Raw genomic sequence first — 21,268 nt, 5'->3', positions numbered from 1 at the left:
GGGAACACCGACGGGAGTGATGACACTCACCGTTCCAGCCGAGTCAGGCGAGCGTGACGAGCTCCAGGTAGTCCTCGCTCCACAGATCCTCGTCACCGTCGGGCAGCAGCAGCACCCGATCGGGGTTCAGGGCCTTGACGGCGCCCTCATCGTGGGTGACCAGCACGACGGCGCCGGCGAAGGTGCCCAGGGCGTGCAGGATCTCCTCCCGGCTGGCCGGATCGAGGTTATTGGTCGGCTCATCCAGCAGCAGCACGTTGGCGCTGGAGACCACCAGCAGCGCCAGGGCCAGGCGGGTCTTCTCCCCGCCGGACAGGACGCGGGCGGGCTTATCGGCGTCGGCCCCGGAGAACAGGAACGAGCCCAACACGCTGCGCACCTCGGTGTCATCCAGGCCGGGCGCGGCGCTGCGCAGGTTCTCCACCACGGTGCGCGAGTCGTCGATGGTCTCATGCTCCTGCGCGTAGTAGCCGAGTTTCAGGCCGGTGCCGGCCTGCACCCGCCCGGAGTCGGGTTGCTCGATGCCGGCCAGCAGCCGCAGCAGCGTGGTCTTGCCGGCTCCGTTCAGGCCCAGAACCACCACGCGGCTGCCGCGGTCGATGGCCAGGTCGACGCCGGCGAACACCTCCAGGGAGCCGTAGGCCTTGGACAGTCCGGCAGCGCGCAGCGGCACCTTGCCGCAGGGGGCGGGGTCGGGGAAGCGCAGGTGGGCGACCTTCTCCTGGGCGCGCTCGGCCTCCAGGCCCTCCATGAGCCGGTCGGCGCGCTTGAGCATCTGCTGGGCGGCCACGGCCTTGGTGGCCTTGGCGCGCATCTTCTCCCCCTGGGCGCGCAGCGCCGCCGCCTTCTTCTCGGCATTCGCACGCTCACGACGACGCCGGTTCTCGTCATCGGCGCGCTGCTTGAGGTAGGCGTCCCAGCCCAGGTGGTAGACGTCCAGGACGCCGCGGCCGGCGTCCAGGTACATGATCTGGTTGACGGTGTCGCGCAGCAGCTCCACATCGTGGCTGATGACGATGAAGCCGCCCGAGTAGGCGCGCAGGTGGTCGCGCAGCCACAGGATCGAGTCGTGGTCCAGGTGGTTGGTGGGCTCGTCCAGCAGCAGCGTGTCCGGCTGCTGAAACAGGACGCGGGCCAGCTCCACGCGACGGCGCTGACCACCGGACAGGGTGCCGATCGGCTGGTCGAGCACCCGGTCGGGCAGGCCCAGGGAGGCGCAGATGCGGGCGGCCTCACTGGCGGCGGCGTAGCCGCCCGCCATGGTGAACTCGTGGTCCAGGCGGGTGTAGCGGTCCAGGGCCTTGGCCTGTGCGTTGCCGCTGGTGGTGGCGATCTTCTCCTCGGCGCGGCGGATGCGCGCCAGCAGCGCGTCGATGCCGCGGGCGGATAGGACCCGATCGCGGGTGATCTCGTTCAGGTCCCCGACCCGGGTGTCTTGGGGCAGGTAGCCGACCGAGCCGTTGCAGGTGATCAGGCCCTCGTGCTCGACGGCCTCCAGGCCGTGGCGTTCATCGGCGTCGGCGACCGCCTGGCTGGTGCCCTGCGCCACCGAGGCGGCTGCCAAGAGCTTGGTCATGGTGGTCTTGCCGGCCCCGTTGCGTCCCACCAGCCCGATGCGCATGCCCTTGTCCACCCGGAAGGAGGCGTCGGCCACTAGCTGCCGGGCGCCGATGCGCATGGTGAGGTTCTGGACGTTAATCACGATGCGCATGCTACGGGTATCCGGGTGGCCGCCCGCCCCTGGGAGCACGGCGGCCGACCCGGTTGTCCATCACATCGCCGGGAGGCGGTCGCCCGGTGCACCGGGCGGGTCAGTCCCACCACAGCCAGGTGCCGACCGGCCCATGGGTCCAGTGGCGGCGCAGGGGCTTGAGCTCATCGGGGCCGGCGTGAGCGTCCAGCTGGTAGCGCTCGGCCACGCAGCGCCACACCTCCCGCAGCCCCAGGGCGACCAGCGCCTCGAGCTCTTCGACGTCGTCGGGGTCGCGGTCCTCACAGGCCCAGTACTCGTCATCGTCATACTCGTCGCCGTCATCATCTATGCCTGCGATCACCTCGAAGAGAGCGTCGAGCAGGTCGGGGTCGGCGATCCACAGCCCCTCCACGCTGACGCGCTCGTCCTTTCGCTGCGGGCCGATGCCGTAGCCGGACAGGCGTACCCGCCCGTCGGCGCGCACACAGGCGCGCAGCAGAGAGCCCAGGGTGGGGCCGAGGTTCTGCCGGTCGCCGAGCTGCTCGGCGGGAAGTATGTCCAGTAGCCGCCGGGCGGTGCGCGGCCCCATATCGTGGAAGGGCGTGTAGTCGTCCTCCGGGGTGCCGTCGGCACCGATGAGCCCGGCGGGCGCGAAGCCGAACTGGGCGGGGATCACGGTGGAGCGCAACTCGTCGCGACAGTCGGCCAGGGCGTGCCATACGCCGGCGCGCACCGTCCAGCCGCGCGGCCCGTACAGACCAGGGTCCTGGTCCCTCTCACTTGTGGGCGGCGCCGTGCGACGCGGCGACGGCGGTGCCTCGACCGTGATGGGAGCGTTGATCGGGGTGGATGAGAGCGGGGTCATGATGAGTCTCCTCGGCTTGGGATGCTGCGACGGCGTCGTCGCCGTCGAGTTCCAGCCTGTGCCTGCTCCGGGGTTCGACGCCGAGCACCTGTGAATGCGATTCGCGCAGGGTGTCGCGAAGCGCACCGGTGGACTTCGGTGAGTTCTCGGGCCGTCACCAGCAGGCGGTCAGGAGCTCGCAAGCCGCTCATCAGCGGAATGCGGCGTGTCGCCCAGCGACGCGCGGTCGGGCAAGGAAATATGCCCCAGGTCACCTTCAGGGGCGTTACTCTGACATGCAGGGCCCTATGCATCCGGGCCCCTCCACCCAGCCCGTCGACCCCCCTTGGGGTGCGGCCGACGGCCGACGGTTAAGGTGAACATGGCAACAACCACATCCGCTCCAGAAGCGATTCTCGAGGCCGTGGGTGGCCCCGAGAACATCGTCAACCTCACCCACTGCGCAACGCGACTGCGCTTTGAGCTCCAGGACGCCTCCGTGGTCGACAAGGCCACGGTGGAGAAGATCCCCGGCGTGATGGGTGCGGTCCCGCAGGCAGGCGACCGCTACCAGATCGTCATCGGCGGTGCCGTCCAGAGCGTGTACGACGACATCATGAATCTGCCCGCCATGAAGAGCGGCGGCGCCAAGACGGCACAGTCGAACGCCGACGTCAAGGCCGCCGCCCGCGCAAAGGCGCGCGGCAAGAACGCGTTCGTGGACGCGTTCTTCGAGTACCTGTCCGACTCCTTCCGGCCACTGCTGCCGGTGCTGCTGGGCACCTCGCTGATCATCGCCGGCGAGGCCATGGCCGAAGCCTTCGGGCTCATCGACACCCACGCCACAGTCAAGCCGGCCTGGCTGGCCTTCATCGACGCCATGTACCGCTCGGTGTTCTACTTCCTGCCGATCATGGTGGCCTACAACGCCTCCAAGAAGCTGCGGATCGACCCGTGGGTGGGCACGGCCGTCATGGCGGCGCTCATTACGCCGAACTACATCGACATGAGCGACCTCGCCAAGACGACCGACGTGGTCTGCACCCACAACGCTCTCCTCGACCGGGACTTCTGCACCGCCACCGTGTTCGGGCTGCCCATGCAGTTGAACGACTACGGCGGCCAGGTGTTCACGCCTCTGATCATGGTGGCGCTCCTGGCACCGCTGTACAAGGGGCTGACCCGGATCATCTCCCCGAACCTGCAGATGGTGTTCGTGCCCTTCCTGTCCTTCGTGATCATGATGCCGATCACGGCCTTCCTCCTCGGCCCCATCGGCATCTGGGTCGGCACGGCCCTGGGAACTGGCCTGTCTTGGCTGAACACCACCGCCCCGATCGTCTTCGCGATCATCATTCCGCTGTTGTATCCGTTCCTGGTGCCGTTGGGCCTGCACTGGCCGCTCAACGCCATCATGCTGGCCAACATCGCCTCGGATGCGACAAACCACACCGACTTCATTCAGGGCCCCATGGGCGCTTGGAACTTCGCCTGCTTCGGCGCCACCGCGGCGGTGCTGGCCATCTCCATCCGGGAGAAGGACAACGAAATGCGCCAGACGGCCTTCGGTGCGCTGGTGGCCGGCCTGTTCGGCGGCATCTCCGAGCCGAGCCTGTACGGAATTCACCTGCGCTTCAAGCGCATCTACCCGCGCATGCTGGTCGGCTGCGCCGTGGGTGGTCTGATCGTGGGCATCGGTGGCGGCGTGGACGCCACAACCTTCGCCTTCACCTCGCTGCTGACCATTCCGGTCTTCTCCCCCATGGCCCTGTACGCCATCGCCATTGCGGCGGCCTTCTTCACCTCCTTCATCATCCTGTTCATCTCCGACTACCGCACGGAGGAGGAGAAGGCGGAGGCCCGCGCGGCGGCCGCCGCGGACGGCTACGTGGAGGCCTCCCCGGAGGAGACCGCCGCCGACTTGGCGCTGGAGGAGGCTGCCAAGGCCCAGGCCGCGCAGCCCAAGCCGGCACTGGTTGAGGGCGCGGTCACCGAGCTCGTCTCCCCCGTGCGCGGCACCGTGGTGCCGCTCGCCGAGGTCGCCGACCCGGTGTTCGCCGGTGGCGCCGTCGGCCAGGGTGTCGGCATCGAGCCCTCCGAACAGCAGATCGTGGTGACCGCCCCGGCGGCCGGCACCGTGGTGGTGGCGCCGGAGTCCGGGCACGCCTACGGTATCAACCTGGACTCGGGCGTGGAGCTGCTCATCCACGTCGGCCTGGACACGGTCGAGATGGAGGGCAAGGGCTTCGAAGTCCTGGTCAAGCAGGGCGACCGCGTCGAGGCGGGCCAGGAGCTGGTGCGCGTGGACCGGGCCGCCGTTGAGCAGGCAGGGCACCCGCTGACCACCCCGATTCTGATCACCAACACGGCGGCCTTCACCTCCGTGGAGGCGATCGCCTCCGGCGAGGTCGCCCCGGGCGACCCGCTGCTGCGGCTCACCGCCTGATCCGCACCTCACCCGGTCGACGACGCGTCGGCCGGTGAGACAAGGCGCCGGTGGCCGGCACCCCGTTGCGGGGTGTCGGCCACCGGCGCCTTTGTCGCGTCAATACGGCTTCCGGGCCCGGATAACCGGCCGCGTCCCCTGGTCGGAACGAACTACGCCCGCAGTGCCCAGAAGGCGACCGCGGCGGCCGCGGCCACGTTCAGGGAGTCCACTCCCCCGGCCATGGGTATGCGCACCACCGCGTCGGCGGCGGTGATGGTGCGCCGTCCCAACCCGTCTCCTTCGGTGCCCAGCACCACGGCCACCCTCCCCTCCGGGTCGGTGCAGGCCGGCGAGGCGGCGAAGTCGTCCAGGCCGACCGAGTCGTCGGCCAGGGCCAGGGCCGCCACCGTCCAGCCGCCCACGTGGAGTTCGTCCAGGGCGGGCCAGCGGTCGATGCGCGTCCAGGGCACCTGGAAGACGGTACCCATGGACACCCGCACACTGCGCCGGTACAGCGGGTCGGCGCAGTGCGGGGTGACCAGCACGGCGTCAATACCGAGCGCGGCGGCGCTGCGGAAGACGGCCCCCACATTGGTGTGGTCGACCAGGTCCTCCAGGATGGCGATGCGCCGCGCCCCGGCCCCGCCGCGCGCCCGGGCCAGCAGCTCGGTGACGCCGGTCAGTGCGGGGCGGTTCATGGCCGCCAGCGCGCCCCGGTGCAGGTGGAAGCCGGTCAGGGTCTCCAGCAGTTCCTCCGGGGCGATGAACACGGGGACCCGGCCGCCGTCGTCGCGTCCATCGCAGCCGCTGGCGGCGGCGATCACCGGGCGCATCTGCTCCCAGTGACGCGGCGCCATCAGGAAGGAGCGAGGTGCGTGCCCGGCGGCCACGGCCCGGGTGATGACCTTGGTGGACTCGGCCATGTACAGGCCGCGCTCGGTCTCCAGGCGACGCCGCAGCGCCACGTCGGTCAGGCGCGTGTAGTCGGCCAGACGGGGGTCGGCGACGTCGTCGAGGGTCTCAAGCGGGATGATCACAGGCGGTTGCCCCGGGGGTCCCGGCCCACTGCGGCCAGCAGCGGGTCGACCTGAACCGCGGGCTCGTCCTCCCCCTCCGGACCGGCGAACTGGCTCTGGTAAAGCTCGTAGTAGGCGCCCTGGGCGGCCATGAGGGTCTCGTGGTTGCCCTGCTCGACGATGTCGCCGTGCTGCATGACCAGGATGGTGTCGGCGTCGCGGATAGTGGACAGGCGGTGGGCGATTACGAAGCTGGTGCGTCCCTGCCGCAGTCCGACCATGGCCTTCTGAACCAGCAGCTCGGTGCGGGTGTCCACCGAGGAGGTGGCCTCGTCCAGCACCAGGATCTGCCGGTCGGCGAGGAAGGCGCGGGCGATGGTGATCAGCTGCTTCTCACCGGCGGACACGCCCGCCCCCGAGTCGTCGATGATCGTGTCGTAACCGTCGGGTAGGGAGCGCACAATGTGGTCGACGCTGGCGGCCCGGGCGGCCGCGCGCACCTGCTCGGGGGTGGCGTGGGAGGCGCCGAAGGCGATGTTCTCCCCGATGGTGCCCTCGAACAGCCAGGTGTCCTGCAGCACCATGCCGATCTGCTCGCGCAGTTCGTTGCGGGCGAGGTCGCGGGTGTCCACGCCGTCGAGCGTGATCGCACCGTCCTGCGGGTCGTAGAAGCGCAGCAGCAGGTTCACCAGGGTGGTCTTCCCGGCGCCGGTGGGGCCGACGATGGCGACGGTCTGTCCGGGCTCCACCGTCAGGTTCAGGTCGGTGATCAGTTCCGTGTCCGGGCTGTAGGAGAACTTCACGTGGTCGAAGACGACGCGGCCGGCCACTCGCTCCGGCAGGGCGCGGGTGGCGGTGTCGTCCTCCTCGGGGGCGTCCATGATCTCGAACAGCCGCTCGGCACTGGCGGCGCCGGACTGCAGCAGGTTGGCCATGGAGGCCAGCTGGGTGATGGGCTGGGTGAACTGCTGGGAGTACTGGATGAAGGCCTGCACGTCGCCCAGGGTCATCTGGCCGTTGGTGATCTTGACACCGCCGATCACCGCGATGATCACGAAGTTCAGGTTGGAGACCACGCGCATCGCCGGCTGAATGGTGCCGGAGATCCACTGCGCCTTGTAGGAGCCGTTGTACAGGCGGTTGTTCTCCTTCTCGAACAGGGCGTTGAAGGTCTCCTCGGAGTTGAACAGGGCAACCGCCTCGTGGCCGGTGAAGGCCTCCTCGACGACGCCGGACACGTCACCGGTGGCGTCCCACTGCTCGGTGAAGTGCGGCTGGGCGCGAGAGGCGATCAGCAGCGTGATGATCAGCGCCACCGGCAGCGTGGCCAGGGAGATCAGGGACAGCTGCACGGAGACCGTGAGCATCATGGCGAACACGCCGATCACGGTGATGATCGAGTTCAGCGCCTGTGAGAGGGTCTGCTGCAGGGTCTGGGTGATGTTGTCGACGTCGTTGGTGACGCGGGAGAGCATGTCGCCGCGGGAGCCGTGGTCGATGTAGGACAGCGGCACCCGGTCCAGCTTGGTGGCGACCTCGGCGCGCATGCGCTGGCCGGTGCGCTGGATGACGCCGGCCAGGATGTGGCCCTGCAGCCACAGGAACAGGGCCGAAAGCACGTACAGGGAGAGGGTCTGCAGCAGAATCACCATCAGGGCGTGGGTGTCCAGGCCCTGGCCGACGACCACGTCGTAGGCGGAGAGCATGTCCGCGTAGGTGTCCTGGCCGGCGCTTCGCAGCGCCTGCGCCAGTTCATCTCCGGACAGCCCGTCGGGCAGCCCGAAGTTGGCCAGGAGTTTGCCCAGCACGCCTTCGAAGATGACGTTTGTGGCGCGGGCGACGACCTTGGGGGCGGCCACATTCAGCACCACCGCCCCCGCGGTCAGCACTATGACGGCGCCGATGCGCAGCCGCTCGGGGCGCAGCTCGTGCAGCAGGCGCCGCCAGGTGCCGCGGAAGTTCTTCGCCTTCTGGTTGGGGGCCCGCCGGGGCCCGGGTCCGTGGCTCATGCGGCCTCCTCGGCGCTGATCTGGGACAGGACGATCTCTGCGTAGGTGGGGCAGGTGTCCATGAGTTCGTTGTGGGTGCCGATTCCGACCACGTGGCCCTCGTCGAGGACCACGATCTGGTCCGCGTTGCGCACCGAGGCGACGCGCTGGGCGACGACCACGATGGTCGCCCCGCCGGTGGCCTGCGGCAGCCCGGCGCGCAGGCGGGCGTCGGTGGCGTAGTCGAGGGCGGAGAAGGAGTCGTCGAAGACGTACACGCCGGCCCGGCGCACCAGGGCGCGGGCGATGGCGAGCCGTTGACGCTGGCCGCCGGAGAAGTTGACGCCCCCCTGGTCGACCTCGTGGTCGAGCCCGTCGTCGAGGGCCTGCACGAAGCCGGCCGCCTGGGCGGCCTCAAGGGCCTGCCACAGCTCGGCGTCAGTGGCGTCCTGCCGGCCGTGCTGCAGCGTGGAGCGGATGGTGCCGGAGAACAGGTAGGCCTTCTGGGGGACGGTGGCGACGTTCTCACGCAGTTCGTGCGGGTCCAGGTCGCGCACATCGACGCCGTCAACGCTCACCGACCCCTCGGTCACGTCCAGCAGGCGCGGCAGCAGGTTCGCGAGGGTGGTCTTGCCGGATCCGGTGGAGCCGATGAAGGCGGTGGTGGTGCCCGGGGCCATGTCGATGTTGATGTCGGCCAGCACGCGGGAGTCCGCACCCGGGTAGCGAAAGGTGACGTTGTCCAACTTCACGCGGCGGCCCCGGGTGCCTGCGGCGCCGCCGGGGGCGGGCAGGTGCGCCGGTTCGGCGGGCGCCTTGATGGCGGGATCCACGGCCATGACCTCCTGGAAGCGGCCCGCGGCCACCTGGGCGCGCGGCAGGATCGTCACCAGCATGACGGCGATCATGACGGAGAAGAGGATCTGCATGATGTAGTTCAGGAAGGCGGTCAGGTCGCCGACCTCCATCTGCCCGTCGTTGATGCGCAGCCCGCCGAACCACATCACGCCAATGGAGGCGAGGTTCATGATGACGGTCACCGACGGCATCAGGATGGCGAACAGGCGGCCGATACTCATCGAGGTACGCGTCAAGGAGTCGTTGGCCTCGGTGAACACCTGGCCGCGTTCCTTCTGCCGCACGAAGGCCCGGATGACGCGCACGCCCTGGATCTGCTCGCGCATCACCAGGTTCACCCGGTCGATCCGGGACTGCATGACTTGGAAGTGCGGCAGCAGGCGGCTCATGAGCACGCCCACCACCACCAGTAGCAGCGGGATCAGCACCAGCAGCAGGGCGGACAGGGGCACGTCCACGCGCAGCGCCATGACGGTGCCACCGACCAGCATGATCGGCGCCATCAACATCATGGTGCTGGCCATGAACACCACCATCTGCACCTGCTGAATGTCATTGGTGGAGCGGGTGATCAGGGAGGGCGCGCCGAAGCGGGACACCTCCTCCAGGTTGAAGCGCTGGACGTGGTTGAAGATGTCCTTGCGCATGGCGCGTCCGAGTCCCATGGCCGCCCTGGAGGACAGGTAGGTGCCGATGACGGCGACGACCCCCTGGACCACGGTGATGGCGAGCATCTGCCCGCCCAGGGACCAGATCTTGTCCGTGTCCCCCGTGACCACGCCGTCGTTGATGATATCGGCGTTGAGGGTAGGCAGTGATAAAACGGCGATCGTCTCGATGATCTTCAGCAAGAAGACGATCGCCAAGGAGCCCGCATAGGGCTTGAGGTAATGACGAAGTGTCTTAAGCAGCACTCGGAGAGGCTACCGCGAGCCGCCCAATGGGCATGTGTCTATTTCACTGTCGGCACAGGGTTGGGGCGCGTCTCACGCGCCCCGGCCCGACGGCGGAATCGACGGCGGCACGTCGTCGTCGGAGGCCGGCGCCTCGGCGTGGCGGCCCGAGGTGGGCGGTGTCGCCGTGGCGGGGTCCGCTCCGGCCTCGGGGGCGGCGGTGGCAGGGGGCTGCTGTGCGGGCGCGGACGTGTCTGCGGCCTCGGCCTCCTGGGAGGCGGAGGCGGCCTCACCGCGGGCCTGGGCGAGTGCCTCCTCGGGGGCCTGCAGGCTGGTTTCGGCGAGGTCGCCGGCGATGTCCAGGCTGGACTCCATGCCGGAGACGTCCACCTTCACGTCGTCGTCGGTGCCGGTGGTGAAGACGGCCGAGCCGGGGCCGCCGGCGGCGGACTTGCCGCCCAGGGCGCCGGCGATGCCGTCCAGCGCAGCGGTGAACTCGGTGGGCACGATCCACATCTTCGAGGAGGAGCCGTTGGCGATCTTCGGGAGGGTCTGCAGGTACTGGTAGGCCAGCAGCTTGGGGTCGGCGTTGCCGCGGTGGATGGCGTCGAAGACCTGCAGGATGGCGCGGGACTCACCCTGCGCCTTGAGGATGGCGGACTGGGCCTGGCCCTCGGCGCGCAGAATCGCGGACTGCTTGTCACCCTCGGCGGTGAGGATCTGGGACTGCTTGACGCCCTCCGCGGTCAGGATGGCGGCGCGGCGGTCGCGCTCGGCGCGCATCTGCTGCTCCATGGCGCCCTGGATGGAGGCGGGCGGGTCGATGGACTTCAGCTCCACGTTGGACACGCGGATGCCCCAGCGGCCGGTGGCCTGGTCCAGGACGCCGCGCAGCTGGCCGTTGATCTGGTCGCGGCTGGTCAGGGTCTGCTCCAGGTCCATGGCGCCGATGACGTTACGCAGGGTGGTGACGGTCAGCTGCTCGATGGCCTGCAGGTAGTTGGCGATCTCGTAGGTGGCGCGCTTGGGGTCGGTGACCTGGTAGTAGATGACCGAGTCGATGGACACCACCAGGTTGTCTGAGGTGATCACCGGCTGCGGCGGGAAGGAGACCACCTGCTCGCGCAGGTCCACGGTGGTGCGCACCCGGTCGATGAAGGGCACCAACAGGTGCATGCCGGCGCCGTATTCGGCCTGGAACTTGCCCAGCCGCTCGACGATGATCGCGTAGGACTGCGGGACGATCTGCACCGCCCGGAACAGGGCGACGATCACCAGCAGCAGTATCAGTACAAGGATGACGAGGATCGCGGTCTCTAGCACTGTTGGCCCTTTCGGTCGGTTGTGAGCGGCAGCTTACGCGCCTATGCGGCAAATCGTTACCGGCTGCGCCGGGTTCGGTGGCTTGCTACTGCGGGACGACGACGGCGACGGCGCCGTCAATGGCGACTACGCGCACGCCCGCCCCGGGGTCGACGTGCGCGGCGGTGTTGGAGCCGTAGGCCTCCGGGGTGTCGGCCAGGCGGGCGCTCCACTCCTCGCCGTCCAGGTTGATGCGCCCGTCGCGCGCATCGATCACCGTCAGGGCGGTCGCGCTGCGGCCGATGCGCGCCTCGGCGTTGGTGCGCATCTGCGGGGTGGTCGCCGCCAGGTGCCGCTTGGCCCAGGGCCGCACCGCGAGCAGCAGCAGCGCCGCCACCACTGCGAAGACAATCGCCTGTACCCACACCTGGGCGCCCAGGGCGGCCGCCAGGGCGCCGCCGAGCGCGCCGCCGGCGAGCATGAGGAAGGTCAGGTCCGCCGTCGCCGTCTCGATGACGCCGAGCACGAGGGCGGCTCCGATCCACCAAAGCCAAATCATCGGGTCCTCCTCTGGTTATGTGTGCCCCGGCGAATCGGGGCGGGACTGGCGTGAACGGTTCAGGCGCCGCGGGCGGTGTAGCGACCGCGGTCCTTGGTGATCTCCAGCGGGAGACCGAAGGTGGTGGTGACGACCTCACCGGTCAGCACCGTGTCCAGCGGCCCGGCGGCCACGGCCCGGCCACCGCGCAGTGCGAGGCCGTGGGTGAAGCCTACGGGTATCTCCTCCAGGTGGTGGGTGACCAGCAGCATCGACGGGGCGCCCGGGGCGGCCAGGATCTCGGTCAGCGCCGCCAGCAGCTGCTCGCGTCCGGCCAGGTCCAGGCCGGAGGCGGGCTCGTCCAGGATCAGCAGCTCCGGGTCCGGCATGAGGGCGCGGGCGAGCTCAATGCGCTTGCGCTCTCCTGAGGACAGATTCGCCCAGGTCCGTTCCGCGAGGTGACCGGCGTCGAGGGCGGCCAGCAGCGCGCGGGCGCGTTCGACGTCGAAGTCGTCGTACTCCTCGCGCCACACGCCGATAGAGCCATAGGAGGCGGACAGCACCACCGACAGCGCCGTCTCACTGCCCAGGACCCGGCCGGCCAGGGCCGAGGAGGCCAGGCCGATGCGGGGCCGCAGCTCGGACACGTCGACGCGCCCCAGCCGCTCCCCGAGGATGTCCACCGCGCCCGCGGAGGGGAACAGCCTGGCCGAGGCGATGCGGGAGATGGTGGTCTTCCCGGCTCCGTTCGGGCCCACCAACACCCAGTGCTGCCCCTCCTCCACGTGCCAATTCACGTGGGAGAGGATCTGGGTGGTGCCGCGGTGGAGCGAGACGTCGTCGAAACGGAGCACGCTGGTCATGGGCTCAGCCTATCCTGCGCGCCACTGCGGCCGCCCACCATTTGGCGCTAAGGTGCGGCGACGTGGATCCGCTTGCACTGCCCGTCTCCGTCCTGCTGGCCCTGTGGGCGCCGCTGCCCTCCTCCCAGGGGCGGGCGGTGGTGCAAGGCCCAGACGGCGTGCATGAGGCCCTCGACGACGCCTCCCCGTGGGGACTGGGACGCCTGCCCCTGGAGCAGTGGGTGGCCGACTTCGGCCCGCTCGCGCGGGCGAGCGCGGTGCTGCCCTCCCCCGCGGACCCACTGCCGGGTCTGGCCGCCGCCGTCGAGGTCGGCGAGGGCGTGGTCCTCGAGGCGGTCACTGGTAGGCACGTGCTGCTGGTGCCGTGGGTCGCGGGCGCATCGGTGGCCTGGCAGGTGGAGGAGATGACGGCGCCGCTGCCGCCGCTGGACGCCTCCCAGGCGCGGCGCGACGTGCACCGGGCCACCGAGGCGGCGATCGACGCACTGATCGAGTTGGACCTGGCCCGCGAGCGCCCCGAACTGGCCGACACGCTCAACGACGTCGTCACCGCCGTGCTCGACCCGCGGTTGCTGCCGCCCGGCCTGGACGCCCGCCGCCGCACCCTGCTGGAGCGTTCTCTGCGGCTGCGGGCGATCTGCACCCTGGCCCTGCAGGACGACGGCGCGGCGGCGACGGCGCTGCAGGCCGAGCGGCGCGCCGCCATCCTGCGGCCGCTGCTGGCCACCGCCCGCCAGGGGGTTGCCGCCGCCACCGAGTGGTGGGCGCACTGAACCGGCCCCGGCACCGACGACGGAACGCCGCCGCCCGGGTGGGCGACGGCGTCCGGCGGCGGTCAGGCCTGTGGCGTCAGCGCGGGTTTGCCAGTGCCCAGCGGTAGACCTCCATGGTGCGGTCGGCGATCGCGGTCCAGGAGAAGTGCTCCTCCACCCGCTTGCGGGCGGCCGCACCCATCTGCTGCGCCTTGTCGGCGTCCATGACCAGCTCGGTCAGCCGGTCGGCCAGGTCGGTGGCGAACTGCTCGGGGTGGATGGGGGTACCGGTGCCGTCCTGCAGCTGCTCGATCGGAACCAGGTAGCCGGTCTCGCCGTCGACGATCACGTCCGGGATGCCGCCGGTGGCCGAGCCGACCACGGGCAGCCCCATGGCCATGGCCTCGAGGTTCACGATGCCCAGGGGCTCGTACACCGAGGGGCAGACGAACACGTCGGAGGCGGCCAGCACGGCCTGCAGTTCGCGGTGCGGGAGCATCTCCTCGATCATGATCACGCCGGTGCGCTGCCCCTGCAGGGCGGCGACGGCGGTGTCCACCTCGGCCTTGATCTCGGGCGTGTCGGGAGCGCCGGCGCACAGGATCACCTGAACCTGCTCGGGCAGCTTCTCCACCGCGCGCAGCAGGTGCGGCAGCCCCTTCTGCCGGGTGATGCGGCCGACGAAGACGACGGTGGGGCGGGAGGTGTCGATGCCGTAGCGGGCGCGGACGTCCGCCGCCAGCGCTTCAAACTCGGCGTCGTCTGGGCGGGCCCAGCCGGCCAGGTCGATGCCGTTGTGGACCACCTTGACGCGTTCGGGGTCGACGTTCGGGTAGGACTTCAGGATGTCGGCGCGCATGCCGTTGGACACGGCGATGATCGCGGAGGCGCCCTCGTAGGCTTGACGCTCCGCCCAGGAGGACAGGGCGTAGCCGCCGCCGAGCTGCTCGGCCTTCCAGGGGCGCATGGGCTCCAGGGAGTGCGCGGACAGCACGTGCGGGATGCCGTAGAGCAGGCCGGCCAGGTGGCCGGCGAGGTTGGCGTACCAGGTGTGGGAGTGGACGATGTCGGCGCCCTCCACTCCGGGGACCATTTCCAGGTCCACGCCGAAGGTGCGCAGGGCGGCGTTGGCGCCCTCGAGTTCGGCCACCTCCGGGTAGCCGGTCACGCCCGCGTCGGCGCCCTCGGTGCCGGGCTCGCGGGGGCCGCCGAAGGCGTGCACGCGCACGTCCGCGAGCGGCCGCAGCACCTTGGCGAGCTCGTTGACGTGCACGCCGGCACCGCCGTAGATGAAGGGCGGATACTCCTTGGTCAGCAGGTCGACTCTCAGTCCGTCACTGGTGTTGGTGTCTTCGGTCACAGCGCTCTCCTTCTTGGTCGTGCACCCGTGCACATCCGGCGGGCATTGTCGCACGTCACACAGTATCGCCGACCGGGGTTCGCCGCGCGGCTTTTCCGCCACGGGGAGATCGTCCGATTCAGTCGCTCGAATCCCCTCCCAAGATGACGAAAATCACCGTAAGGTGGCCCCATGGCTTCTCCTCGCGTCCTCGCAATCATCCTCGCCGGCGGTGAAGGCAAGCGCCTGATGCCGCTGACGGTCGATCGGGCCAAGCCCGCCGTGCCCTTCGGCGGGATCTACCGGCTGATCGACTTCTCACTGTCCAACATGATCAACTCCGGATTCCTGAAGGTGGTTGTACTCACCCAGTACAAGTCGCACTCACTGGACCGGCACATCTCCAAGACCTGGCGCATGTCGGACATGCTGGGCAACTACATCGCCCCGGTGCCCGCACAGCAGCGCGTGGGCAAGCACTGGTTCCTCGGCTCGGCGGACGCCATCTACCAGTCGCTGAACCTGGTTGAGGACGAGCGGCCGGACTACGTGGTCATTACCGGCGCGGACAACATCTACCGCATGGACTTCTCCCAGATGCTGGACCACCACATCGCCTCCGGCCTGCCGTGCACCGTCGCCGGCATCCGCCAGCCGCGTTCACTGGCCGACCAGTTCGGCATCATCGAGTCCGCCCCGGAGTCCCCCGGCAAGATCAAGGCCTTTGTTGAGAAGCCCAAGGAGACGCCGGGACTGCCGGACTCCCCCGATGAGGTGCTGGCCTCCATGGGCAACTACATCATGAACGCCGACGCCCTGACCGAGGCGGTCACGATCGACGCGGCCGACGACTCCTCCAAGCACGACATGGGGGGCAACATCGTCCCCTGGTTCGTCAACCAGGGCGCCGCCGGCGTCTACGACTTCAAGGACAACGAGGTCCCCGGGGCCACCGAGCGCGACCGCGACTACTGGCGCGACGTCGGTACCGTCGACGCCTTCTACGAGGCCCACCAGGACCTGATCAGCGTCACCCCCGTGTTCAACCTGTACAACAACCGCTGGCCGCTGTATGCCGGCTACACCAACGCCATGCCGCCGGCCAAGTTCGTCTACGGGCACCACGAGCGTCTGGGCCACGCCGTCGACTCGATCGTCTCCCCCGGCGTGATCGTCTCCGGTGGTGAGGTCATCTCCTCCGTGCTCTCGCCGGAGGTGCGGGTGAACTCCTGGTCCTCGGTGCGCGAGTCCGTGCTGATGGATGGGGTGAACGTCGGGCGCAACACGGTCGTCAACCGCGCCATCCTGGACAAGAACGTCGTCGTCGAGGAGGGCGCCATGGTCGGCATCGACCCCGAGCACGACCGCGAGCGCGGCTTCACGGTCACCGAGTCCGGTATCACCGTCGTCGCCAAGGGCCAGCGCGTCGTGCGCTGATCGGCCTGGCCGCCCAGCGGCCTGATGCGGACCGCCGCCCCGGGATCCTCACGGTCCCGGGGCGGCGTCGTATGCGGCGGGGCGGCGTTGGCTACCATCCTGGCCATGCACGCCTCTACGCCCCCGTCCTCCCAGTCGACCGGTCTGCCGCGCGTGTCCGGGGCCCATGCGAGCGGGGAGCTGGCCGCCCTGGGGCCCGGCCTGCTGGTCATGGATGTGGACTCCACCCTGATCGAGCAGGAGGTGATCGAGCTGATCGCCGAGCGGGCGGGCACCCGCGAGCGCGTCGCCGAGGTGACCGCTCGGGCCATGCGCGGCGAGCTGGACTTCGCCGCCTCCCTGCGTGAGCGCGTGGCGACGCTGGCCGGGGTTCCGGAGACGGTGTTCGCCGAGGTGCTCGGCGAGGTGCGGCTGACCCCGGGCGCGCGCGAACTCATCGCGGCGCTGCATGCGCGCGGCTGCCGGGTCGGGGTCGTCTCCGGCGGCTTCGAGGAGGTGGTGTGCCCGCTGGCGAGCAGCCTCGGGATCGACCATGTGGCCGCCAACCGGCTGGAGGTGGCGGACGGGGTGCTCACCGGCCGGGTGCTGGGGCGCATCGTGGACCGCCAGGAGAAGATTCGCTGCCTGCACGCCTGGGCGCAGGCCGACGGCGTGCCCATGACGCGCACCGTGGCGATGGGCGACGGCGCCAACGACCTGGGCATGATCGCCGAGGCGGGGCTGGGGGTGGCGTTCTGCGCCAAGCCGGTGGTTGCCGAGTCCGCGCCCGCGGCCGTGCACGTGCGTGACCTGACCGCGGTGCTGGACCTGCTCTGAAGCCGTCGCGATGCCGCGGCCGCCGAGTTCGGTCGGGCGGCCGCGCTCCCCGGTCCGCGCAGTGGCGGGCTCAGCGCGGGGCGGTGACGATTTCGTTCAGGTGTGCGGTCTGCGGGCCGAGCCCCGCCCAGTTGACCGGCACCTGCAGCAGGAGCGCCGTGGCGGTGGGGATGCCGAAGGAGACCTGGTTGGCCAGGTCGTCGACGGTGTCGTGCAGCATGTGCGCCAGCACCGACACGGTCGGCTCGTGGCCGACGACGAGCACGTGCCGGGTCGTCTCCGGCAGCGGCTGCAGCAGTCGCAGGATGCCGCCGGGGCCCTCGTGGTAGATCTCGGGCTCCACGCGGGTGAGTGCGGGGCTCATGCGCTCGCGCATGGGACCGGCGGTCTGGCGGGCGCGGGCGGCCGGGGATACCAGCAGCAGGTCGAGGCTCGGCACCCGCCGTTCCAGGGCGTGGGCGAGTTCGTCGGCGAGCAGCCGCCCCCGTGAAGTGAGCGGGCGCTCCAGGTCGGTGGGGGCGTTGTGGGACGCCTTCGAATGCCGAACCAGCACGAGGATCTTGCCGGAGGAGTCAGTCGTCACGCGGCTACCCTACCGTCAGCGGCAGGGTGGCGCCGCCGTCGGCCCGGATGACCTGGCCGGTGGTGGCCGGCAGCCAGTCGGACAGCAGCGCGACGGCAGTGCGGGCGACGGGGCGCGCATCGCGGTGGTCCCAGCCCAGCGGTGCCGTGGTCTCCCAATGCCGGGCCAACGCGTCCAGGCCGGGGATGGCACCGGCAGCGGGAGTGGACAGGGGACCTGCGCCGATCGCATTGACGCGCACGCCCGCCGGGCCGAGTTCGACGGCGAGGCTGCGCACGCACGCCTCCAGCGCGGCCTTGAGCGGCCCCATCCAGCCGTAGCCGGAGTGCACGTGGGAGGTGTCGAAGGTGAGAGCCACCACCGCCGCGCGTGGGGCGAGTAGGGGGCGTACCGCGTCAACCAGGGCCGGCAGGGAGGCGGCCGTGGTGGTGAAGGCCTCCGCCAGCCTCTGCTGGCGCCCGGCTCCGGCCGTGGCGGGGGCGGCGTCGGGGTCGCCGTCGGGGCCGGGTAGCAGGGTTCCGAGCAGCTCGGCGTCGGCGTGGGCGATGGCGTGTACGACGCCGTCCAGCCGCCCCACTCCGGCGGCCCGCAGCCGCGGCGCCAGTTCGGCCAGGTCGGCGGGGTCGGTGACATCCAGCGGCAGCACGAGGTCGAGGCCGTGCCGGCGGGCGACCGCCCGGGTGAGCGACAGCGTGCGGGGGTGGCCGGTGAGCACCACGCGTGCGCCCTGTTCGCGGGCGGCGGTGGCGATGGCGGTGGCGATGGAGGCGGGTCGCAGCACGCCGGTGACGAGGATGGTGCGCCCGTCCAGCAGGCCCACGGGCGGGGCCGGTTGCTCGCTCATGGCGTCAGCCTTGCACGTGGCGGCGACGACGGCGTGGATATGCCAGCATGTGCCGGTGACCGCCTCACCCGACTCCACCCGTCCGCCCACTCCTGGCTCCTCCCCCGCCGCCACCCGGCCCGGGCCGGCCGTGGCCGCGCCGCTGCATATCGGCCCGCTGGAGATCGCCACGCCGGTGGTGCTAGCCCCCATGGCGGGAGTGACGAACGCGTCGTTCAGGCGCCTGTGCCGCCTCTACGGGGAGCGGGCGCTGCCCGAGGCGCTGCGTCCGCAACAGGAGGGCCCGGTTACCACCGTCGCCGGCGGCCTGGCCGCACCGGCGGGCCTGTATGTCACCGAGATGGTGACCACCCGCGCACTGGTGGAGCGCAACGCCAAGACCCTGGCGATGGTGCGTACGGACCCCGCCGAGCGGGTGCGTTCGATTCAGTTGTACGGGGTGGATCCGGCCACGGTTGCGGCCGCGGTGCGGATCCTGGTGACCGAGGACCTGGCCGACCACATCGATCTGAACTTCGGCTGTCCCGTGCCGAAGGTGACTCGCAAGGGCGGGGGTGCCGCCCTGCCGTGGAAGCGGGACCTGCTGGAGGCGATCATGTGCGCGGCGGTGCAGGCCAGTGAGAGTGCGGTTGCCGTCACCGGCCGGCAGCGCGCGGTGCCGGTGACGGTGAAGATGCGGCTGGGGATTGACGACGACCACGAGACCTTCCTGGACGCGGCGCGTCTGGCCGCGGACGCCGGGATCGCCGCCCTGACGCTGCACGCGCGCACCGCCCGGCAGCACTATGCGGGCAAGGCCCGCTGGGAGCAGATCGCCCGGTTGAAGGAGGCCACCAGCCTGCCGGTGCTCGGCAACGGCGACATCTGGAGCGGGGACGACGCCGTGGCCATGCTTGAGACGACCGGCTGCGACGGCGTCGTCGTGGGGCGCGGCTGCCAGGGGCGGCCGTGGTTGTTTGCCGACATCGTGGCGGCCATGCATGGTCGCGCGGAACGCACCCGACCCGACCTGGACGCGGTGATCGCCGTGATCAAGGAGCACGGGCGGCTGCTGGCGGCCGAGCTGGGCGAGGACCGGGGTGTGCGCGATCTGCGCAAGCACATCGGCTGGTACCTCAAGGGCTACCCGGTGGGCGGGGCGGCGCGCGCCGAGCTGATGCGCGTGTCCTCGCTCACCGAGCTCGATGCGGCCCTGGCGCGGATGCGGGAGCGCCTGCCCGCGCAGGTGCCCTTCCCGGGGGCGGCGGCCGAGGGTCCGCGGGGGCGGGCCGGCAGCCCGCGCCGCCCCCACCTGCCCGACGGCTGGCTGGACTCCCCCTACCTCGGACCCGCGGATCGGGCGCTGCTGGCCGAGGCCGAACTGGACGTCTCCGGCGGTTGAGCCGAGGCGGCGCCCCGGTCCATTGCCGAGCCGAGGCGGCACAGCCGGTCTCCTTCCTGCATGCGGCTCAAGGCCGGTGCCCGCGTCGTGCCGATCAGGCCTCGGCGGTCACGGCCGGCTCGCCGGTGCGGCACAGGGCGGCGGCGATCGCCGTCGTCGCCGGGATGGCCAGCACCAGGCCGATGGAGGACACCAGGGTGCGCACGACCTCCTCGGCGATCTCGCCCGAAAGCAGCGTGGCGGCCAGGGGCCGGTCGATCAGCGAGGCCGCCAGGATGAGCGGCAGGGCCGTGCCGGCGTAGGCGAAGGCGAGGGTGTAGACGGTGGAGGCGATGTGGTCACGGCCGATCCGCATGCCGCCGGTAAACAAGCGGGCACGGCCCAGCGCGGGGTTGGCGGCGTGCAGCTCCCACACGGCGGAGGCCTGGGTGATGGTGACGTCGTTGAGCACGCCCAGGGCCGCCACCACCATGCCGCAGGTCAGCAATGCTTGCAGGTTGATGCCGCCCACCATTGAGGTCAGGGTCAGGGCGGTCTCGTCGGTGGCGCCGGTCAGGTTGGCGGCGTCCACGCCCCACAGGGACAGCAGGACGGTGATGACCACGCCGGCGAAGGTGCCCAGCAGGGCGGTGGTGGTGCGCACGGAGATGCCGTGGGCGACGTAGACGGCCAGCAGCATCATCGCCGAGGCGCCCACCAGCGTCACCCACATGGGTGAGGCCAGGTCCAGCAGCGCCGGGATCATGAAGCCGAGCAGGACGCCCGTAGCCAGTAGCAGCCCCAGCACGCTGAGGGCACCCTTGCGGCCGGCGACGGCGACGACGAGCACCAGGTACACCACCGCCAGCGCGGTCACCGGCACCTGGCGGGCGTAGTCGACGAACACGTACGGGGTGCCGGAGGCCAGCGCGGCGGGGGCGTACATCACCTGCAGGCGGTCGCCGACGTCGGCCGCGGCCAGGGACTCGGCGGGGATGTGCACCGGCATGACCAGACCCGCGCCGTCGCCGGAGGTGATGCGCGCGCACACCGCGTCGGCGAGCAGCGAGTCGTTGGTCACTCCCTCCAGCGCGCCGGTGGTGTCGGCGCAGGCGGCGGTGTTCAGGGAGGTGATGGTGGCCGATTCGAGGGTGGCGCCGTCGGCGGTGAAGGGCTGGGAGCCGACCAGGGAGTTCCCACTCGGCCACAGCACGATCAGGCCGATAAGCGTGGCCACCACCAGGGGCACGACGATGGCGGCCAGCATCAGGCGCACCCGCCGGGCCTCGGCCGCCCCCAGGTTGAGGGGGCCGAAGTGGTTGTGCGCCGCCGAGGATACGTGCGGGATCGAGGCGTGCGGGCCCGAGGTGTGCGGGCCCGAGGTGTGCGGGCTCGAGGTGTGCGGGCTCGAGGCGTGTGGGCCCGAGGCGCCATCGGCGCGCCCGGTCGGTGATTCCCCGGCGTCCGCGTTTCTCGGCCCGTCGATGGGCGGGTCGGCGGGCGCTGCGGCGGTCGGCGTCGTCTCGTCGTTCACGCCGCCATCATGCCCGCCGGCGGTGTGAAACCGCAGGCACCGCGCAGGCACGTCGCCCTGAGGCGGCCGGCCCCGGCTTGAGCCGGCTTGAGGTGCCTCGGGCGGCACGAGCCGGCAGGCGTGCGCCGACCAGCCGCTCATCCCCCGGCCAAATACACCCCGGCACGTTGCACGACCCCG

Annotated in this window: 17 protein-coding genes; 5 read left to right on the top strand and 12 right to left on the bottom strand. The window is 70.7% G+C overall.

Going from position 1 to position 21,268, the window contains the following annotated elements; all coding sequences use genetic code 11:
• Positions 1-43: 43 nt before the first annotated feature.
• Complete coding sequence (locus tag ACGLYG10_RS10635) at positions 44-1,702, bottom strand: ABC-F family ATP-binding cassette domain-containing protein (protein ID WP_170866505.1); 1,659 nt, start codon at positions 1,700-1,702, stop codon at positions 44-46.
• A 109-nt stretch (positions 1,703-1,811) separates the two neighbouring features.
• Positions 1,812-2,558 carry a hypothetical protein gene (locus tag ACGLYG10_RS10630; RefSeq protein ID WP_244542664.1) on the bottom strand — a complete coding sequence of 249 codons (747 nt, stop codon included), beginning with the start codon at positions 2,556-2,558 and terminating at the stop codon, positions 1,812-1,814.
• A 361-nt stretch (positions 2,559-2,919) separates the two neighbouring features.
• On the opposite strand from ACGLYG10_RS10630, the gene ACGLYG10_RS10625 reads away from it, so the two are divergent.
• Positions 2,920-4,983, top strand: coding sequence for a glucose PTS transporter subunit IIA (locus tag ACGLYG10_RS10625; protein ID WP_073331606.1), 2,064 nt, complete (start codon positions 2,920-2,922; stop codon positions 4,981-4,983).
• Between the two features lie 152 nt (positions 4,984-5,135).
• Here the strand turns inward: ACGLYG10_RS10625 and ACGLYG10_RS10620 are convergent, their stop codons facing one another.
• From ACGLYG10_RS10620 to ACGLYG10_RS10595, 6 genes are all read right to left on the bottom strand, one after another.
• Positions 5,136-6,002 (bottom strand): TrmH family RNA methyltransferase, encoded by an 867-nt coding sequence (locus ACGLYG10_RS10620; protein ID WP_073331603.1) that lies wholly within the window; start codon positions 6,000-6,002, stop codon positions 5,136-5,138.
• Positions 5,999-7,990 (bottom strand): ABC transporter ATP-binding protein, encoded by a 1,992-nt coding sequence (locus ACGLYG10_RS10615; RefSeq protein WP_073331601.1) that lies wholly within the window; start codon positions 7,988-7,990, stop codon positions 5,999-6,001. Before ACGLYG10_RS10615 ends, ACGLYG10_RS10620 begins: the two co-directional genes overlap by 4 nt.
• Positions 7,987-9,741 (bottom strand): ABC transporter ATP-binding protein, encoded by a 1,755-nt coding sequence (locus ACGLYG10_RS10610; RefSeq protein WP_073331598.1) that lies wholly within the window; start codon positions 9,739-9,741, stop codon positions 7,987-7,989. Before ACGLYG10_RS10610 ends, ACGLYG10_RS10615 begins: the two co-directional genes overlap by 4 nt.
• Before the next feature lie 72 nt (positions 9,742-9,813).
• Entirely contained in the window at positions 9,814-11,043 is a 1,230-nt protein-coding gene (locus tag ACGLYG10_RS10605; protein WP_073331595.1) for an SPFH domain-containing protein, read from the bottom strand.
• A gap of 85 nt (positions 11,044-11,128) precedes the next feature.
• Positions 11,129-11,581, bottom strand: a complete 453-nt coding sequence (locus ACGLYG10_RS10600) for an NfeD family protein (RefSeq protein WP_073331592.1) — start codon at positions 11,579-11,581, stop codon at positions 11,129-11,131.
• A 59-nt stretch (positions 11,582-11,640) separates the two neighbouring features.
• A complete protein-coding gene (locus tag ACGLYG10_RS10595) occupies positions 11,641-12,423 on the bottom strand; it encodes an ABC transporter ATP-binding protein (protein ID WP_073331589.1) in 783 nt (260 codons plus the stop codon).
• A 62-nt stretch (positions 12,424-12,485) separates the two neighbouring features.
• Between ACGLYG10_RS10595 and ACGLYG10_RS10590 the strand changes: the two genes are divergently transcribed.
• Positions 12,486-13,196, top strand: coding sequence for a hypothetical protein (locus ACGLYG10_RS10590; protein ID WP_073331586.1), 711 nt, complete (start codon positions 12,486-12,488; stop codon positions 13,194-13,196).
• A 76-nt stretch (positions 13,197-13,272) separates the two neighbouring features.
• On the opposite strand, the gene glgA is transcribed toward ACGLYG10_RS10590, so the two are convergent.
• Complete coding sequence (gene glgA, locus ACGLYG10_RS10585) at positions 13,273-14,505, bottom strand: glycogen synthase (protein WP_073332074.1); 1,233 nt, start codon at positions 14,503-14,505, stop codon at positions 13,273-13,275.
• Positions 14,506-14,706: 201 nt separating this feature from the next.
• Between glgA and glgC the strand changes: the two genes are divergently transcribed.
• Positions 14,707-15,951 (top strand): glucose-1-phosphate adenylyltransferase, encoded by a 1,245-nt coding sequence (gene glgC / locus ACGLYG10_RS10580; protein WP_073331583.1) that lies wholly within the window; start codon positions 14,707-14,709, stop codon positions 15,949-15,951.
• A 105-nt stretch (positions 15,952-16,056) separates the two neighbouring features.
• Positions 16,057-16,767 (top strand): phosphoserine phosphatase SerB, encoded by a 711-nt coding sequence (serB, locus tag ACGLYG10_RS10575; protein ID WP_073332070.1) that lies wholly within the window; start codon positions 16,057-16,059, stop codon positions 16,765-16,767.
• A 70-nt stretch (positions 16,768-16,837) separates the two neighbouring features.
• Here the strand turns inward: serB and ACGLYG10_RS10570 are convergent, their stop codons facing one another.
• Both ACGLYG10_RS10570 and ACGLYG10_RS10565 read right to left on the bottom strand, forming a co-directional pair.
• Positions 16,838-17,350 carry a SixA phosphatase family protein gene (locus ACGLYG10_RS10570; protein WP_073331580.1) on the bottom strand — a complete coding sequence of 171 codons (513 nt, stop codon included), beginning with the start codon at positions 17,348-17,350 and terminating at the stop codon, positions 16,838-16,840.
• Between the two features lie 4 nt (positions 17,351-17,354).
• Complete coding sequence (locus ACGLYG10_RS10565) at positions 17,355-18,194, bottom strand: SDR family oxidoreductase (protein WP_073331578.1); 840 nt, start codon at positions 18,192-18,194, stop codon at positions 17,355-17,357.
• A 55-nt stretch (positions 18,195-18,249) separates the two neighbouring features.
• Here ACGLYG10_RS10565 and dusB point away from each other — a divergent pair, with 55 nt between their 5' ends.
• A complete protein-coding gene (gene dusB / locus ACGLYG10_RS10560) occupies positions 18,250-19,575 on the top strand; it encodes a tRNA dihydrouridine synthase DusB (protein WP_432416229.1) in 1,326 nt (441 codons plus the stop codon).
• A 94-nt stretch (positions 19,576-19,669) separates the two neighbouring features.
• On the opposite strand, the gene ACGLYG10_RS10555 is transcribed toward dusB, so the two are convergent.
• Positions 19,670-21,088, bottom strand: a complete 1,419-nt coding sequence (locus ACGLYG10_RS10555) for a YibE/F family protein (RefSeq protein WP_432416228.1) — start codon at positions 21,086-21,088, stop codon at positions 19,670-19,672.
• Positions 21,089-21,268: the final 180 nt, after the last annotated feature.

Source organism: Actinomyces glycerinitolerans, from assembly GCF_900098745.1.
Classification (GTDB): domain Bacteria; phylum Actinomycetota; class Actinomycetes; order Actinomycetales; family Actinomycetaceae; genus Actinomyces; species Actinomyces glycerinitolerans.
The sequence above is the reverse complement of the archived record's forward strand: the minus strand, read 5'-3'. Positions and strand labels throughout refer to the sequence as shown.

Coding starts and splice junctions, on each gene's coding strand:
- ACGLYG10_RS10630 (WP_244542664.1), bottom strand. CDS start 2,558: ATGACCCCGCTCTCATCCACCCCGATCAACGCTCCCATCACGGTCGAG.
- ACGLYG10_RS10625 (WP_073331606.1), top strand. CDS start 2,920: ATGGCAACAACCACATCCGCTCCAGAAGCGATTCTCGAGGCCGTGGGT.
- ACGLYG10_RS10615 (WP_073331601.1), bottom strand. CDS start 7,990: ATGAGCCACGGACCCGGGCCCCGGCGGGCCCCCAACCAGAAGGCGAAG.
- ACGLYG10_RS10600 (WP_073331592.1), bottom strand. CDS start 11,581: ATGATTTGGCTTTGGTGGATCGGAGCCGCCCTCGTGCTCGGCGTCATC.
- ACGLYG10_RS10595 (WP_073331589.1), bottom strand. CDS start 12,423: ATGACCAGCGTGCTCCGTTTCGACGACGTCTCGCTCCACCGCGGCACC.
- glgC (WP_073331583.1), top strand. CDS start 14,707: ATGGCTTCTCCTCGCGTCCTCGCAATCATCCTCGCCGGCGGTGAAGGC.
- serB (WP_073332070.1), top strand. CDS start 16,057: ATGCACGCCTCTACGCCCCCGTCCTCCCAGTCGACCGGTCTGCCGCGC.
- ACGLYG10_RS10565 (WP_073331578.1), bottom strand. CDS start 18,194: ATGAGCGAGCAACCGGCCCCGCCCGTGGGCCTGCTGGACGGGCGCACC.